The sequence below is a fragment of the Dethiothermospora halolimnae genome (assembly GCF_037577855.1).
Taxonomy (GTDB): Bacteria; Bacillota; Clostridia; order Tissierellales; family VENL01; genus Dethiothermospora; species Dethiothermospora halolimnae.
In genome coordinates this window covers 37,564-53,796 of the sequence record NZ_JBAKFX010000016.1, presented here as the reverse complement: position 1 = coordinate 53,796, position 16,233 = coordinate 37,564, and the positions used below count along the sequence as shown (strand labels likewise).

The following is a 16,233-nucleotide window of genomic DNA, read 5'->3' as shown; positions in this document are numbered from 1 at the left end:
TACTTTTACGTAAATATGTCAAGATGTATTACTATGGTTCCATAGTAGATACTATGCTTTCGCTTCCCTTTAATTCTACTCTGTAAGAGTTTGGAGATATGGAAGCTAAATGGACGTTATGGGTAACCATTATTATTTGTCTATTAAACATTTCAGATATTTCTTTTAGGAAGTTTGCTACGTTAAAAATATAATCTTGACTAACATGTTTTGCCGGCTCATCTAAAATTATTGGGCCCTCCACATTTGGCTTATGTATTTGTAAGAAAGCAATCCGAAGAGCCAAAGAAATTATATCTATAACACCCCCACCCCTTGATAGCTCTGGTTTAGTTTCTATGGTCTCATCTTCATATTTAGATATTACATAAAACTCCGCATTTGGTTTCCCGTATAATTCCTCTATTTCAATTTTAAATTCTATATCCGATTCAAAAATATATTTCAAACAATTTGTCACTAGCTTTTCAATCTGCTTTTTAGATTGTTCCCTTGCATACTCTGAAGTTTTTTGAAGAAGAATATTAACTTTTTCTAATATATCTATGTCTTTTATTAAAACCTTAAGTTTTTTAGAATTTTCTTTAAGTTCCTGTTTAATTCTCTCCTTTTTTATAGACTCCCTAGTATAAAATTCTTTAATATGGACTAAATATTCATCCAACTCTTCAATATTTTTAACAGAATTTTTCATCTTAAACACCTTACTTTCTATTTAAAATATCCCTTGGCAATAGTTTATTAGCTTCCTTAAATAATTCTGTTATTTCATTATCTAATTTTTTAATTTTATCATCAACTTCATCGGGTTTAACTCCTAATTTATTTAATTCCTTAGTCAGTTCTTCTTTTTGTTGCGTTAATTGTTCTAGTTTTGCTTCTGCTCTATATTTTAATGATTTCGCCTTTTCTAAATCTTCCTTTAAAGACGTTAATTTTTTTTCATGATCTGTCATCCTTCTTACCTCCAGTTTATTATTTATAACTATTAACTATTTTTTTTATGGCATCAATATCAATTTTATTAAAACACACAGGACAAACCTCTATCTCACCTAATAGCTTTTCATAATCCTTTAATAAATAAGTTATATCTTTACTATATCTTGCTAAGCTTTTTCTTGTATTTGAGATTTCTTTATTATTATAATTTACTTTATCCTTAAGTCTAATCATTTCATTTAAAGTGTCTACCTTTTTTTTGATATTATTAAGATAAGATATAACCATATCTATAGATTTAAACTTTTTAACATACTTTTCTCCTAAGGTTAGTCTTTCAAATATATCTTTGATTTTTTCATTAACTTTTTTCAGATCATTATAAATTGTACATGTGCTTTCTAAATTAGCAATTAAAGAATCGATTTTATTAATATGTTTTAATTTTTCTAAATAATGATTTATATAATTTATATTATTATTTAATGTTTTATATTTTTCTGCCAGTTCTACTATTTTTTCTTCCGTTGATATTCTATCCTGTAATTTTTCAATTGTAGTATTAAGTTCTGAGGTTTTAGAAAGTTTCTTTTCAATTTCATTATATAGTTCAATATCAGATATAACTCCATTATACTGTTTATATATTTCCTTAAGTCTAGCTAAATTATAGATTTTCTTTTCTATTGTAAAGTTTATCTTTTCTATTTGTTCCACAGTATTAAGTTTATTTATTAGTTCTTTAGTTTTTAATATTTCCTGTTTATTTAATTGTAATTTTTCTTTTATTTCATTCAAATTTTTATGTCTTTCTTTTTTTACAGCTATCTTTGATTTTAATTTTTCTAATTTATCAATTTTATTCTTTAAATCATCTAAGTAGTCATATTCATTTAGTTGAGATTCCAATGATTTTACTTTATCTGAAATGTTTCTCTTCTCCATATTAAAATTTCTTAAATCTTTTAATGTGTCTGAAACAGCTTTATCCACGATATGAACACCAACAAGTCTGCCTATGGCATTAGCCCTTGTGGAATTCTTTTCTGATAATAGAAATGGTCCTTCTAACTGTTCCCCTATATTTATAGCCGACGAATTATTTCCACTAAGTAGAATTTTTTTTATTCCCGTTGCTATTAAGATTTCTTGGGGAACATTTGTTCCAAACCCTTCATACGTTGACTCTTTTCCATCTTTATCGTATAAAATATATAGGTTTTTACTAGGTGTTCTTAACCTTTTTATCTTTGTTCCATCATTTAATATTAATATAACACTACATTCCTTTTCCCCTTGTCTTATGAAAAAAGTTCCCGTGGGTTCATTAAAAAGCACCCACTTTATACCCCTTATTATTGCTGACTTTCCCTGATCTGAAGGTCCGACTATAACATTCAAATCCTTTGTTAGCTCTATTTCACTATATTTATGAGACTGGAAGTTATTTAAAACTACCTTTTTTATATATTTCATCTTTAGTTCTCATCCTCTCTATAGGACATTTGAGCCTGTGTTATTCTTCTTATGGCCTCTTCTTTTATTTCCTTTGATACTCCATCATTTATTGTTATACCCTCTAGTATATGATTTATATCTAGCTTATTAAAACTTGATGTCTCATCAATGGACTGTTTAAATTTATTTATTTTTTCCTTTCTAAACATTGATAATTCTATTTGCTTCCTATCTAAAACCTCTTTACCAGGTTTAGCAGTGTTTAATGGTATCATATCTACATTTATGCCATTAGAAAAGTCTATTAATACAATTTTAGGAGTCCTATCTATTTCTCTTAAACTATTAGTTATTCGAATTAAGCTACCGGGATTAATAAAATATTTATCATTTTTCGTTACAACACCAAACCCGGAATGATAATGACCACTTAAGGTTATATCAGCTTTTGTTTTATCAATATCATCCACTAATGTATAAGGAATTCCTTCTATAAAAGGCTTATTTAAAAGCATCCCATGAACCATATGTATAGAATAGTCTACTTTATTTTCTATTCTATCTATTATATATCCTGATCTTTTAGGGTCACTATCTAAATCATAGACATATGGCTGTCCTGTAAGCTGAACTTTAATATTATTCTTTTCTAGGATAATAGTTTCTTCCCTACCTATAATATTAATTAAATTTATAGCATCAAAAATACCTAACATTGTCCTATGTATAGTGTTGGGATTATGTCCAAAGGTATCATGATTTCCCGCTATAGCATATATGGGAGCATTAAATTTCCTCAAGATAATAGCAAATCTTCTAACAATAGAAGGGGAAATATCAGGTCTATCAAATAAGTCTCCACCATGGAGAATGTAATCGACCTTATGGATTTCGGCTAACTTTATCACTTCTAAAAACTTTTCTTCTAAAGTTTCAGTTAAATTATCTTTTCTGTTTTTAGGAGTTGTACCCCTAATATGGGTATCAGTAAAAAATAATAGTTTCATATATAAAACACCTCTTTTGGTTTCCATAAAAGTATTATGGAAACTTCTCATACTTATATTTAAATCTTAATATATATTATAACAAAATATAACCTCCTATAATAGGAGGTTATATTTTGTCTTTATTTTTTAGTCTTTTTATTGTCATTTTCCTTTTCTTTATTATTACTATCCAATTCAGGTACATCTAATCCATTTTGTTTTCTTACTTTAAGTTCTATTTCCCTAGCTATCTTAGGATTCTCCTTTAAGAAATCCTTAGCATTTTCCCTTCCTTGACCTAGCTTATCATCGCCATAGCTATACCATGAACCGGCCTTCTTTATTATTTCACATTTAACTGCCACATCTAAGATATTACCTTCCCTAGATATTCCTTGTCCATACATAATATCAAATTCAGCTTTTTTAAATGGAGGGGCAACTTTATTTTTTACAACCTTTACTCTGGTTCTATTACCTATCATCTCATCACTATTTTTTAGAGTTTCTATTCTTCTAACGTCAAGTCTTACCGAAGAGTAGAATTTTAATGCCCTTCCTCCGGGAGTAGTTTCAGGGTTACCAAACATTATCCCAACTTTTTCCCTTAACTGGTTTATGAATATGGCTGTTGTATTTGACTTTTTTATAGCTCCCGCTAATTTTCTCAAGGCCTGGGACATTAATCTTGCCTGTAATCCCACGTGACTATCTCCCATTTCTCCTTCTATTTCTGCTTTAGGAACTAGGGCTGCCACCGAGTCAATTACTATTACATCTATAGCTCCACTACGTACTAAAGCCTCTGCTATCTCTAAACCCTGTTCTCCAGTATCCGGTTGTGATACTATTAGGTTTTCAACATCTACTCCAAGTTTTTTAGCATATCCAGGGTCTAGGGCATGTTCTGCATCAATAAAAGCTGCAGCTCCACCATTTTTTTGAGCTTCTGCAACAATATGTAATGCCACAGTAGTTTTACCCGATGATTCTGGTCCAAATATCTCCACAACTCTTCCCCTTGGAACTCCTCCGATTCCTAGGGCTATATCCAACTCCAACGAACCTGTAGAGATGGACTCAATATTTAATTTAGTATCTTCTCCTAGTTTCATTATAGAACCTTTTCCAAAGTTCTTTTCAATTTGATTTATAGCCATGTCTAAGGCTTTTTTCTTTTCAATCATATATACCCAGATTTCTCTGGTTCTCACCTACCTTTCTAAAGGTTGCGAACGTCTGTTCTGATACTATTATATAACATTTATATATTTTGGTCAAATATTATATAACATTTTTTCTTCTTTTATAAAGTCCAGTACTATAAACTCTACTTCATACTAAATATTTGCTTAAATACCAATCATTTAGTAAGTATTTCCATTTAAAAGAAAAATATAATGCTTAGTAAATTGATTATTTTGAACTTGATAAAAATACATTTCTATTGCCATATAAATAGTCCACACCGGATATAATCGTAAAAATAACAGCTAGAGCCACCGATATTTTATCAAATGGAATCCCTATATACTTAAATGGATAATTATCAAGTAATAATGCTACTATTGCCACTATTTGAGTAATGGTTTTTATCTTACCCCACCAATTGGCAGCAAGGGTTATGCCCTCTGAAGCAGCAATAACCCTTAATCCTGTTATAGCAAATTCCCTAGCTATAATTATAACAACAATCCAAGCTGAAATTTGATCCTTTTCTATTAAGGATATTAGAGCCGAAGAAACTAGTAGCTTATCAGCTAAAGGATCCATGAGTTTGCCAAACTTAGTTATCTGATTTCTGCTTCTTGCAATATACCCATCTAGACTATCGGTTAATGCCGCCAATATAAATATCCCCGCTGCAATATACTCTCCATAGGGTATATTTACCAATAAAAAAAACATAAATATAGGAACCAGAAAAATTCTAACCAAAGTTAGCTTATTTGCTAGATTCATTCTCGATCTCCCCCATTAAATCATATTCTAAACAATCCTTTATTAAAACCTTTTGAAAACTTCCAATTTCTAAATTTTTGTCAGAATCTATATAAACAATGCCATCGATTTCTGGACTATCCATATAAGTTCTTCCTATATATACTTTTTCATTTTCTATTTTTTCTTCAATTATAACTTCAAAGTCAGACCCTATCTTATCTTTATTTTTCTCGTATGATATGGTCCTTTGTAACTCCATTATTTTACTTTGTCTATTAGATTTAATTTCTTCATCAATTTGGTCTTCTAGCTTTGCTGCGGCAGTACCTTCTTCTTTAGAATAGGTAAAGGCTCCTAATCTATCAAACTTAATTTCCTTAGCAAAATCATATAACTCATTAAATTGGTCATCTGTTTCTCCTGGAAACCCTACTATAACTGTGGTCCTTATTATAATATTAGGGATTTCTTTTCTTATTTTTAAAATAAGTTCCTTTATCATCTCTTTTGAAGTATTTCTATTCATTCTCTTTAATACTGTATTATTTATATGCTGTATCGGCATGTCCACGTATTTAACTACCTTATTATTTCTTTTAATACTATCTATTAGATTTTGATCGAATGCATCTGGATACAAATATAGTATTCTAATCCATTTAAGTTTTTCTATTTTATTTAATTCATCTAATAGTTTAGGAAGCATAAATTTATCATATAAATCTATCCCGTATCTACTTGTATCTTGAGCAATTAATATTAATTCTTTAACCCCTTGGTCTGCTAATCTTGATGCTTCATCTATTATTGACTCTATTTTTCTACTTCTGTATTTACCCCTTAGTTTAGGTATTATACAGTAAGTACAATAATTATCACAGCCTTCAGCTATTTTTATATATGCTGTAGCAGATTTTGATAAAGGTAATCTAGTTAAATCATCATCATATTCAATGTCTACTTTCCCTGTTCTAATTAATCTATTACCCTTTAATGTTTCATTAATTATTTCAGGAATTTCTTTAATGTTCCCTGTTCCTATTATTGCATCAACCTCTGGAAGTTCATCTAATAGCTCTTGCTTATATCTTTCTCCTAAACATCCACACACAATTAACACCTTGCATTTTCCATGCTCCTTATACTGTCCCAACTCAACTATTGTATTTATGGACTCTTCTTTAGCAGCATCAATAAAGCCACATGTATTAATAACAATTATATCTGCCTCATCCATTTCTTCTGTTAAATTAAATTGGTGTTTTTTCAGTATTCCTAACATTATTTCTGAATCTATTAAGTTTTTAGAACACCCAAGTGACACCATTGCTATGTTGTAACTCATATAAATATCTCCCTTCAGCTAATATGTTCTTTGGCAAATTTAATTAATTTATCCTTAGCTTCTTCTATAGTCTCATACTGAATTATTGTATCATATTCTTTGATTTTATCAATGGAATAGTCATAAAGAGGATCATAATAGTCTGTCATTAATGTCTCTATGACAAAATTATAATCCTTATTAGTTATACTTTCAATCAGTTTATTAGTTTTAATTTTCCCAAGTCTCTTATTTAACTTTTTAATAGCTTTTATTATTTTTTCATCTTTATCATTAATATCACTACTTATATAATCTTCTACAATATTATTAACCCTATTTTCCATATTTGTTTTTATTAAAACATGATAACCATCTTTCATATTTTTATGCAGAAAATTAGGCAATATAACCTTACCTATTCTTTTACTTTCACTTTCTATGAAAAAGTATCCATGATCTGAATTATAAAGGTTATTAAACAGTAATGTTTCAAATTTTTTTTGTGAAGTAGAAGGGTTATCATATGTCATTTCTCCAAAGACAGATCCACTATTACTTGCAAGCTTCTCTAAATCCACTACTGGATGTCCCTCGTCTTCTAGTCTTTCAAGAATCTTTGTTTTACCAACACCGGTGTACCCATGGATTACTATATATTTAAATTTATCTTTATATTTAGGTAAATTGTTAACTATAAATTTTCTATAACTTTTATAGCCTCCATTTAATACGGAAACATTGACCCCCATTATATTCAAAACATTAGCTACTGAATTACTTCTCATACCCCCTCTATAGCAAAATAGAACTATTTTCTTACCTGTTTCTTTGATTTCTTTAATTCTCTTATATATATCAACTAATTTTTCAGAGGCATAACCTAATCCAAGTTCTTTAGCTTTATTAGAGTCTACCTGTTTATAAACATAGCCAACATATTCCCTTTCTTTATCGGATAATATGGGAATATTAATAGCTCCTGGTATAGAGTCATTATCAAATTCCTTAGGACTTCTAACATCAATTAAAGAATAATCTTTATTAAATATTACTTTATCTATATTAATCAAATTTATCATTTGCTTCACCTTCTTTTCTATGCTAACCTTCTAATTCGTCCTCTGTTACTAGCACTCTTCTAGGTTTACTTCCCTCATGTCCCCCAACGATTCCCCTTTCTTCCATTTCATCTATAATTCTTGCTGCCCTATTATATCCTATTCTAAGCTTTCTTTGAAGCATTGATATGGATGCTTGCTGATCTGATATTACTATATCTATTGCTTTAGGCAATAATTCATCGGAATTATCGGTATCTAAATTAACATCTTTTTCTATATCATTGATTACTTCTTCCTTATAATCTACATTATATTGTTGCTTTAAGAAGTCCACTATACTTTCTACCTCTTTTTCATCTATAAAGGCTCCTTGGATACGTTTAGGTTTAGCCGCCCCCACAGGATAAAATAACATATCTCCTTTTCCCAGTAGTTTCTCTCCTCCGCTCATACCTAAAATCGTCCTAGAATCCTGTTGTGACGATACTGAAAAGGATATTCTAGAGGGAATGTTTGCTTTTATTGTTCCTGTAATTACATCCACAGAGGGTCTTTGGGTTGCAATTATTAAATGTATTCCTGCAGCTCTAGCCATTTGGGCAAGTCTACATATGGAATCTTCAACCTCTGATGGAGATGCCATCATTAAATCTGAAAGCTCATCTATCACTACAACTATAAGTGGTAATTTATCTTGATCTTCTGTTTTTTCAATTTTATTATTATAGCTTGAAAGATCCCGAACACCTTCTTTTGCAAATAATTTATATCTTTTTGTCATCTCTTGGACTGCCCAATTTAGAGCTCCTGCAGCCTTATTTGGATCTGTAACTACGGGAATTAGAAGATGGGGTATCCCATTATATACACCAAGCTCAACTACTTTCGGGTCTATCATAAGGAGTTTTACTTCCTCTGGATTTGATTTATATAATATACTAGTTATTAATGTATTTATGCAAACACTTTTCCCTGAACCCGTCGCCCCAGCAACCAATAAATGGGGCATTTTATCTATACTTGCTATAATAGGTTTTCCTCCTATATCTTTTCCCAATGCAAATGGTAATTTAGAAGAAATATTTTTATATTCATCGGATTCAATTACCTCCCTAATGGGAACTGATATTTTCTTATCATTTGGGACTTCTATCCCTATTGCAGATTTTCCAGGTATCGGAGCTTCCATTCTTATACCAGAAGCGGCTAAACTAAGGGCTATGTCATTAGATAAATTAACAATTTTGCTAACTTTAACTCCCGGTGCCGGTTGTAATTCAAACCTTGTAATTGTAGGTCCTTTACTAACTTGAGTAATATTAGCCTCTATCCCAAAATTACTTAATGTAGTTTCTAGTTTTTTTGCTTTATTTAAAATTTCCTTCTTTTCATATTTATCTGTCTTAGTTTTTACATCAGATAATAAATCTATAGGGGGTATTTGATAATTTTTATATTCATTACTAAAAGTTATTTCTAGTTCTTCTATATCTTCATTGTTTTCCTTAGTTTTCTTTAAATTTTCTTTCTCATTAATATCTTTTCTATCAACAGCCTCTACAGCGGTAGACGCCACTTCTTCAGTGTTACTTTTAGTATAATCTAGTATTTTAATTTTTTGCTCTATTTCATCATCCTTTTCGGATATTTCTTTTTTATTCATCCTGTTTTTTGAATTTTTAAATTTACCTTTTTTAGTTTTCTTTAACTTATTGTTATTTTTATTATCTACATATACAAAATTCTTTAAACCTGAATAGGAGTATGAAAATAATTTTCTTAATTTTATCATAAATGTTTTAATGACATCTATTATACTTGTATTAGTTATTATTAAAAAGCAAACTATAAGCATAGAGGCTATTATTATGTAAGTCCCTATAACTCCAAATATCTTTAATAGGAAAAATGAAAAAATGAAACCTAATATACCACCGCCTTCTCCAATCTTCCAGTATTCAACCGATAATTTAATTTTTTCAATTAAATTTATCTCTGTATAAGGAATATTTTTAATATCTAATATGATAAGGTAACATAAAAATATTATGCTAATAGATAGTATTTTTTTATTATAATCTATCTTTAATCTATTAATTATAAATAAAATACCAATTACTAATACTACAAAGGGAATAATATAACCTCCATAGCCGGTTATATAAAATAAAATATTTTTTATTATCTTTCCAAAAGGTCCCGTTCTATCTGTATGAAGACTTAGTAATGCAAATATACCCATTGTCACTATAATAATCCCTAATATTTCTTTATTAATTTCTTTATTAGCCTTCTTATTTTTACCTTTTTTATTTTTTAAACTTCTAGCCATTAAAATCACCCCATAGAACTAATTCTACATCTATTACTATAATCCTTTTATACATAGGGAAAAGTAATATTAAGACCAATATTGACTTAATATTACTATTACTCCAAGTGCCCATACATAATAAGAAAAATAATGTAACTTACCCTTTTCAAGGGCTTTTGTTAATATTTTAATAGCAAAAATACCTGTTACAGCAGATAATATAATACCTATTATTAAAGGAGCATTAAATGCAGCTCCACTACTTTCTTTTAATGCATCAGGAACTTCAACAATTGTTGCTCCTAATATAGCAGGTATAGCCAATAAGAATGAAAACTTCGTTGCTAGCTTTTTATTTAAGCCTCTAAAAAGTCCTCCCACAATAGTGGAGCCTGATCTAGATACCCCGGGTATAATTGCGAAACTTTGAAAAAGGCCAACTATTATAGCATCTTTAACCTTCAATTCAGAAGCACTCTTTCTTCCTGATGCTTTTTTCTCTGAAACCCATAATAGTATACCAGTTATTATAAGGGCTGTCCCCACTGCAGTAAGTGAGTCATATAGACCTTCAAAAAAGTCTTTAAAAAATATTCCTATTAATCCAGTTGGTATTGTAGCTATAATTATCATGATTGCCAAAACCCTATATTGATTATTTAGCAATAATCCCTTTTTAGAAAATACCTCTTTAACCATCTTTAAAAACTCAATAACTATTTTAACTATATCTTTAAAATAGACAATAAAAATTGAAATTAATGTGCCGAAGTGTAGCATGACACTAAAAAAAAGTTTACCCTCTTCTACAGTTAATAAGTTTTGCAATAATACTAAATGACCAGAACTACTAATTGGTAAGAATTCAGCAACTCCTTGAAAAATTCCTAATATTATTGCATGTAAAATGGACATATATATTCCTCCCTTAAACGAAGTTAAAGTGCTAATGGCAACCATTAACACTTTACTAAATAATTATATCACAATCTATTCAATTATACTATTGTTACCTATTCCTTAGTTTCTTTTTTTTCATCTATCATACCTTTTAATTTATTAAGTGCCGAACTAAATCCTCCAACTTCATTTATTAATCCATGCTTTACAGCCTCTTCACCTATCAAAATAGTTCCTATATCATTTGCAAGTTCATCGGTGTCATACATAAGTTTCATAAATGTTTCTCTACCTATTGTCGATGTTCTTAATATAAAGTCAACTATTCTTTCTTGCATTTTCTGAAAATATCTAAAGGTTTGGGGTACTCCTATAACTAAGCCAGTCATTCTTATGGGATGAATAGTCATACTGGCTGTTGGAACAATAAATGAATAATCACTTGATGTAGCAAGGGGTACCCCTATACTATGTCCTCCTCCTAATACCAAGGATACCGTTGGCTTACTAACACTATTTATCATTTCAGATAATGCTAGACCAGCTTCCACATCTCCTCCTACAGTATTAAGTATAACGAATATGCCCTTTATCTTAGGATTTTGCTCTGCCGCTACAATAAGGGGCATTATATGTTCATATTTAGTAGCCTTCTTTTGAGGTGGTGATACATTATGACCTTCTACCTGGCCGATTATTGAAATAAACTGAATATCTTCCTTTGGAGTTGGAAGATTAGGAACTCCTACTGCTTTAAGATTTTGTAGTTTTTTATTCGTTACATTTATTTTTTTGTTGGGATTCCCTCCAGGAGGCTTAATTTTTCCAGAGTTTTCATATATATTTTCATTTGTTTTGTTATAGTCCATATTAGACCACTCCTTATATTTTATTATATCTAATTGAGAAATTTATTTTTAAACCTATAATTATATTGTTTACTAAAGATATTATTATATGCTAAAAATAAAGGGAGAAAAATCATTTCTCATTTAATTGAAATTCTTTATGGAGAGATCTAATTGCTTTAGTAGCATTTTTTTCTTTTATTAAACACCATATGGTAGTATGGGAATCCGATGTTTGCAGGATGTCAATATTTTCTTTACACAATGACTTTACTATTTTATTCATGACCCCGGGACGTCCCTTCATTCTATGGCCAATTATACTTATCTTAGAACAATTATTGGTTATTTTAAATTTATCATAATTATTTTTAAGAATCTCTTCTATTGTTTCTAAATCATCACTGTCTATGGTAAATATTATTTTATCCCATAACAGATTAATCAAATCAATACTAATATTATTTTTTGATAGTTTATCCATTAATTTTTCTATAGAAGGATTTCTTTTATTCCTATATATTATTATCTGGGATTTATTGTTCTTACAAGTTATTGCATTTATAATTTTGCCACGGGGCTCAGCTAAATTATCATTTTTCTTATTATTAATTATAGTGCCTTTAGAATCTTTTAGTGTATTCTTTATAACTAAATTTAAATTACTTCTCTCTGCCACTTCCACTGCTCTTGGATGAATTACTTTAGCTCCATTTTCAGCTAACTGATAAACATCTTTATAGGATAATTTCTCTAACAATTTGGCATCGGGAACCACCCTAGGATCTGCTGTCATAATTCCATTTACATCAGTATAAATTTCTATACATTTACACCCCATAGCTTCACCTAATAGTACTGCAGTGGTATCACTGCCGCCTCTACCTAATGTGGTCACGTTACCATCTTTCGTAATTCCTTGAAAACCTGTTACAATTACTATATTATCCTCTTTTAATTTATTCACAATAGCATTGGGATTAACTTGTAATACTTTAGCATTTGTAAATGTGTCGTTTGTTACTATACCTGCTTGACTTCCCGTTAACACTGTATTTTTCATATTCTTAGAATTTAATAGGCTTGATAGTACCGCTGCAGATATTATTTCTCCACAAGACATTAATAAATCTAATTCTCTTTTTTTAATATTCCGTTTATCTATTAAGGAAATTAATGAATCTGTAGAGTAAGGATTTTCTTTTCTACCGATAGCCGATACTACTATAACCATTTTGTATCCTTCTCTATGTTTTTTTATTATCTTTTCTGCTACTTTCTCTCTATTTTCTTCATTAGCTAAAGATGTACCTCCAAATTTTTGAACTAGTATCTCCATTCTATCACCTTCTAAGATAGTCATATTATAATGATGTTAATATTACATTATAATATATTATATGATAATCTTAGAATAAGGTAACTAAAACCATCCTTCTTTATTATTTTCATCAAACTCAATTATAATCATATCATTACCTATTTTTCTAATTGAGTTCCAAGGTATTTCTATTTCACTTTTATCCCCAAATAATTTAAACTGACCCCTTCTATCAGGTATAGACATAGATATTATTTTTCCAGACTTTTCATCTATTATTAAATCTGAATCTGCTATAACCCCTAATCTACCTCCGTCGTTTAGATTTACTATTTCCTTTCCACCTAATTTACTTAATCTCATTCTCTCACCATCCTTATTTTGATTTGTTTATTATTATATTTTATTTCTTCTTCTCTTTAAATATTATTTTATCATTTATGATAACATTAGATATGATATTAAAGGGAATAAATTAGAGGATTATAAATCCCCTAATAATATTAACAAATTACCATATTTTATTTCCCTGTATGTCCAAATCCCCCTTTTCCTCTATCAGTTTTACTAATATCAACAACATTTTCTAAGGAAACTTTTTCGTATTTCATTATAACCATCTGAGCTATTCTTTGACCCCTTTCTATAGTGAAGTTTTCATTTCCTAAGTTAATAAGTATAACCTTTATCTCTCCCCTATAATCGCTATCTATGGTTCCTATTCCATTTACCAATGATATACCATGTTTTAAAGCTAAGCCACTCCTAGCCCTTATTTGTCCTTCAAAACCTTTAGGGATTTCAACAAAGATCCCTGTTGATATTAATTTTCTCTCCATTGGTTTTAAAGTTACTTCTTTTTCAATATTAGCATAAAGGTCTAGTCCCGATGAGCCTTCCGTTTTATATTTAGGTAATGGTAAATCACTTTTATTCATTATCTTCATTTTCATATAATCACCTCTTAAGTATATATAATAATAAAGATCACTGAATATTAAACAGTAATCTTTATTTAAAACAAATATTATTTAATTTTTTATTTGTCTGTTTTTCATCCTTAACTTTTCCCACATATGCAACATTAAGTTTATCTAGATCAAACACTTTATTTGTTACCCTCTTAATATCTGCTAGATTTACTTTATCGATTTTGTCTATAATTTCTTTGGGAGAGTGTATTTTCCCATAGAGTAATTCAGATTTACCAAGGGAAGTCATTCGACTTGATGTACTCTCTAGACCTAATATATAATTTCCCTTTAATTGTTCCTTAGATTTTGTTAATTGGTCATCTGTCAGATAGTTATTCTTTATTTGATGTATATCGTCAATTATTAATTCTGTGACATTTAATAGCTGATTAGGGTTTAAGCCTGCATAAATAGTAAATATTCCTGTATCCTTATAGGAAGATGGATATGAGAAAATTGAGTAAACCAAGCCCCTATCTTCCCTTACCTTTTGAAATAAACTAGAACTCATACTTCCACCAAAGACATTGTTTAATACTAACAAAGAGTATAAATCTTCATCTCCCTGGGATATACCTTCTAGACCCAAACACAAATGTAATTGTTCAGTCTCTTTATCTTTAAATTTTAAGTTTTGTGTTAAAACAGGAGGAGATTCTAACTCTTGATTTTTCTTATTACCTTGCCAATGACCAAAATAATCATTTAGTAATTTCCTACTTTCTTCAACATCAAAATTACCCACCATGGAGATTACTATATTTTCAGGAATATATTTTTCAGTAAAATAGTTTAATATTTTTTCCTTTGTTAACCCCTTTACACTCTTTAAATCTCCCAGTATAGGAAGTGCCAATGGGTGACTATCAAAAATAGTTTTTGATAGTAAATCATGTACTTGATCCTCTGGTGAATCATCATACATATTTATCTCTTCTATCACAACACTTTTTTCTTTCTCTATATCTTCTTGTGAAAACCTTGAGTTAAATAACATATCCGCTAAAACGTCTACTGCAATAGGTAAATGATTATCTAGCACCTTTGCATAGAAACAGGTACATTCTTTACTAGTAAAAGCATTTAGTTGACCTCCTATATTATCTATGCTTTCTGCTATTTTTTTTGCAGTCCTATTATCAGTTCCTTTAAATAACATGTGTTCTATAAAATGAGACACTCCACTATTTCCTATATTTTCTTGTCTAGATCCTGTTTCAATCCAAATTCCTATGGAAACAGACTTTACATGGGGTATGTATTCAGATACTACCCTTAATCCATTGTCTAAAATAAATTTATTGTACATACTTTCCTCCTATGCTCTTTCAATAATTGCTCTAGTCTATTATAAGATAAATAATGAAAACTTTCAACAAATACAATCCTATTCTATTACATCACTTACCCTACCAATCTCATATCCCTTATTTTTAAGGGCTTTAATAATAATAGGCAGAGCTTTAATAGTTTCACTTTTAGGATGCATAAGAACAATAGCACCATTATGGGGTTTTTTTATAACCCTCTCTACTATTTTATTCTTTGTACTATCTTTTCTCCAATCTATAGTATCAATACTCCACATTATTAATTTGTAATCTAAATCTTTAGATGCTTGTATGGTATGTTTATTATATGCTCCCGACGGTGGGGCAAAAAATCTAAGTTCTCCCTTTGATATTTCCCTCATTACCTTATCTGCTTTAGTTATTTGTTCTTTATTTCCTTCATAGTTTAGTTTACTATAATCCTTGTGGAAATATCCATGGTTTCCTATTTCATGACCATATTGACAAATTTTTTTCACTATATCTTTATTTTTCTCAGCCCACCTTCCTGTTATGAAAAAAGTGATCTTTATTTCATTTTTTTTTAATATTTCCAACATGGGAGTTATATATTCTTTGCCCCAATCCACATTACATGTAAAAGCTACTACTTTATTATTTGTATTACCCTGATAATATACGTCTTGATTGTTAAATGTTTCAACGGCATCATCTCTAGATAAAAGTAACCCCACCATAATAATAATTGCTATAGCAACTATTATTATGGTATATAGTATTTTCTTCTTTAAAAAAAATATTTTCAAAAAAATCCCTCCAATAATTTTTTCTTTATTATAAATACTATTTTATTAGAGAGTATT

General features: G+C 29.4%; 16 protein-coding genes. All 16 read right to left on the bottom strand.

Features of this window, described 5'->3' with window-relative positions; translation table 11 throughout:
• Positions 1 to 31 precede the first annotated feature (31 nt).
• The 16 genes from V6137_RS08600 to V6137_RS08525 all read right to left on the bottom strand — a co-directional run bounded on the left by V6137_RS08600 (position 32) and on the right by V6137_RS08525 (position 16,176).
• The gene (locus V6137_RS08600) at positions 32 to 694 is read right to left on the bottom strand and encodes an AAA family ATPase (RefSeq protein ID WP_425447503.1); all 663 of its coding nucleotides are present in this window, start codon (positions 692 to 694) and stop codon (positions 32 to 34) included.
• Between the two features lie 10 nt (positions 695 to 704).
• Positions 705 to 956: a hypothetical protein gene (locus V6137_RS08595; protein ID WP_425447502.1), complete on the bottom strand. Its 252-nt coding sequence runs from the start codon at positions 954 to 956 to the stop codon at positions 705 to 707.
• Between the two features lie 19 nt (positions 957 to 975).
• Positions 976 to 2,418, bottom strand: coding sequence for an AAA family ATPase (locus V6137_RS08590; protein ID WP_425447501.1), 1,443 nt, complete (start codon positions 2,416 to 2,418; stop codon positions 976 to 978).
• A 2-nt stretch (positions 2,419 to 2,420) separates the two neighbouring features.
• Positions 2,421 to 3,407, bottom strand: coding sequence for a metallophosphoesterase family protein (locus tag V6137_RS08585; RefSeq protein WP_425447500.1), 987 nt, complete (start codon positions 3,405 to 3,407; stop codon positions 2,421 to 2,423).
• A gap of 122 nt (positions 3,408 to 3,529) precedes the next feature.
• Positions 3,530 to 4,576 carry a recombinase RecA gene (gene recA, locus V6137_RS08580; protein WP_425447499.1) on the bottom strand — a complete coding sequence of 349 codons (1,047 nt, stop codon included), beginning with the start codon at positions 4,574 to 4,576 and terminating at the stop codon, positions 3,530 to 3,532.
• 229 nt (positions 4,577 to 4,805) lie between these two features.
• On the bottom strand, positions 4,806 to 5,351 hold the full coding sequence (gene pgsA, locus V6137_RS08575; protein WP_425447498.1) for a CDP-diacylglycerol--glycerol-3-phosphate 3-phosphatidyltransferase: 546 nt from the start codon (positions 5,349 to 5,351) through the stop codon (positions 4,806 to 4,808).
• Positions 5,335 to 6,678 (bottom strand): 30S ribosomal protein S12 methylthiotransferase RimO, encoded by a 1,344-nt coding sequence (gene rimO / locus V6137_RS08570; protein ID WP_425447497.1) that lies wholly within the window; start codon positions 6,676 to 6,678, stop codon positions 5,335 to 5,337. Before rimO ends, pgsA begins: the two co-directional genes overlap by 17 nt.
• Positions 6,679 to 6,692: 14 nt before the next feature.
• Complete coding sequence (gene mnmH / locus V6137_RS08565) at positions 6,693 to 7,739, bottom strand: tRNA 2-selenouridine(34) synthase MnmH (protein WP_425447496.1); 1,047 nt, start codon at positions 7,737 to 7,739, stop codon at positions 6,693 to 6,695.
• A 22-nt stretch (positions 7,740 to 7,761) separates the two neighbouring features.
• Positions 7,762 to 10,053 carry an FtsK/SpoIIIE family DNA translocase gene (locus V6137_RS08560; protein ID WP_425447495.1) on the bottom strand — a complete coding sequence of 764 codons (2,292 nt, stop codon included), beginning with the start codon at positions 10,051 to 10,053 and terminating at the stop codon, positions 7,762 to 7,764.
• A 69-nt stretch (positions 10,054 to 10,122) separates the two neighbouring features.
• A complete protein-coding gene (locus V6137_RS08555) occupies positions 10,123 to 10,950 on the bottom strand; it encodes an undecaprenyl-diphosphate phosphatase (protein ID WP_425447494.1) in 828 nt (275 codons plus the stop codon).
• Positions 10,951 to 11,048: 98 nt separating this feature from the next.
• Positions 11,049 to 11,804 carry a ClpP family protease gene (locus tag V6137_RS08550; RefSeq protein ID WP_425447493.1) on the bottom strand — a complete coding sequence of 252 codons (756 nt, stop codon included), beginning with the start codon at positions 11,802 to 11,804 and terminating at the stop codon, positions 11,049 to 11,051.
• A 112-nt stretch (positions 11,805 to 11,916) separates the two neighbouring features.
• Positions 11,917 to 13,122 (bottom strand): aspartate kinase, encoded by a 1,206-nt coding sequence (dapG, locus tag V6137_RS08545; protein ID WP_425447492.1) that lies wholly within the window; start codon positions 13,120 to 13,122, stop codon positions 11,917 to 11,919.
• A gap of 84 nt (positions 13,123 to 13,206) precedes the next feature.
• The gene (locus V6137_RS08540) at positions 13,207 to 13,467 is read right to left on the bottom strand and encodes a YlmC/YmxH family sporulation protein (RefSeq protein WP_425447491.1); all 261 of its coding nucleotides are present in this window, start codon (positions 13,465 to 13,467) and stop codon (positions 13,207 to 13,209) included.
• A gap of 158 nt (positions 13,468 to 13,625) precedes the next feature.
• Positions 13,626 to 14,057: a dUTP diphosphatase gene (gene dut, locus V6137_RS08535; protein WP_425447490.1), complete on the bottom strand. Its 432-nt coding sequence runs from the start codon at positions 14,055 to 14,057 to the stop codon at positions 13,626 to 13,628.
• A gap of 58 nt (positions 14,058 to 14,115) precedes the next feature.
• Positions 14,116 to 15,387 carry a M16 family metallopeptidase gene (locus tag V6137_RS08530; protein ID WP_425447489.1) on the bottom strand — a complete coding sequence of 424 codons (1,272 nt, stop codon included), beginning with the start codon at positions 15,385 to 15,387 and terminating at the stop codon, positions 14,116 to 14,118.
• Between the two features lie 78 nt (positions 15,388 to 15,465).
• Positions 15,466 to 16,176 (bottom strand): polysaccharide deacetylase family protein, encoded by a 711-nt coding sequence (locus tag V6137_RS08525; RefSeq protein ID WP_425447488.1) that lies wholly within the window; start codon positions 16,174 to 16,176, stop codon positions 15,466 to 15,468.
• Positions 16,177 to 16,233: the final 57 nt, after the last annotated feature.

Excerpts from the sequence above, each read along its gene's own strand:
- V6137_RS08600 (WP_425447503.1), bottom strand. The coding sequence starts at position 694 with ATGAAAAATTCTGTTAAAAATATTGAAGAGTTGGATGAATATTTAGTC.
- recA (WP_425447499.1), bottom strand. The coding sequence starts at position 4,576 with ATGATTGAAAAGAAAAAAGCCTTAGACATGGCTATAAATCAAATTGAA.
- V6137_RS08555 (WP_425447494.1), bottom strand. The coding sequence starts at position 10,950 with ATGTCCATTTTACATGCAATAATATTAGGAATTTTTCAAGGAGTTGCT.
- pgsA (WP_425447498.1), bottom strand. The coding sequence starts at position 5,351 with ATGAATCTAGCAAATAAGCTAACTTTGGTTAGAATTTTTCTGGTTCCT.
- V6137_RS08585 (WP_425447500.1), bottom strand. The coding sequence starts at position 3,407 with ATGAAACTATTATTTTTTACTGATACCCATATTAGGGGTACAACTCCT.
- V6137_RS08595 (WP_425447502.1), bottom strand. The coding sequence starts at position 956 with ATGACAGATCATGAAAAAAAATTAACGTCTTTAAAGGAAGATTTAGAA.
- dut (WP_425447490.1), bottom strand. The coding sequence starts at position 14,057 with ATGAAAATGAAGATAATGAATAAAAGTGATTTACCATTACCTAAATAT.
- rimO (WP_425447497.1), bottom strand. The coding sequence starts at position 6,678 with ATGAGTTACAACATAGCAATGGTGTCACTTGGGTGTTCTAAAAACTTA.
- V6137_RS08530 (WP_425447489.1), bottom strand. The coding sequence starts at position 15,387 with ATGTACAATAAATTTATTTTAGACAATGGATTAAGGGTAGTATCTGAA.
- mnmH (WP_425447496.1), bottom strand. The coding sequence starts at position 7,739 with ATGATAAATTTGATTAATATAGATAAAGTAATATTTAATAAAGATTAT.
- V6137_RS08540 (WP_425447491.1), bottom strand. The coding sequence starts at position 13,467 with ATGAGATTAAGTAAATTAGGTGGAAAGGAAATAGTAAATCTAAACGAC.
- dapG (WP_425447492.1), bottom strand. The coding sequence starts at position 13,122 with ATGGAGATACTAGTTCAAAAATTTGGAGGTACATCTTTAGCTAATGAA.
- V6137_RS08590 (WP_425447501.1), bottom strand. The coding sequence starts at position 2,418 with ATGAAATATATAAAAAAGGTAGTTTTAAATAACTTCCAGTCTCATAAA.
- V6137_RS08560 (WP_425447495.1), bottom strand. The coding sequence starts at position 10,053 with ATGGCTAGAAGTTTAAAAAATAAAAAAGGTAAAAATAAGAAGGCTAAT.
- V6137_RS08550 (WP_425447493.1), bottom strand. The coding sequence starts at position 11,804 with ATGGACTATAACAAAACAAATGAAAATATATATGAAAACTCTGGAAAA.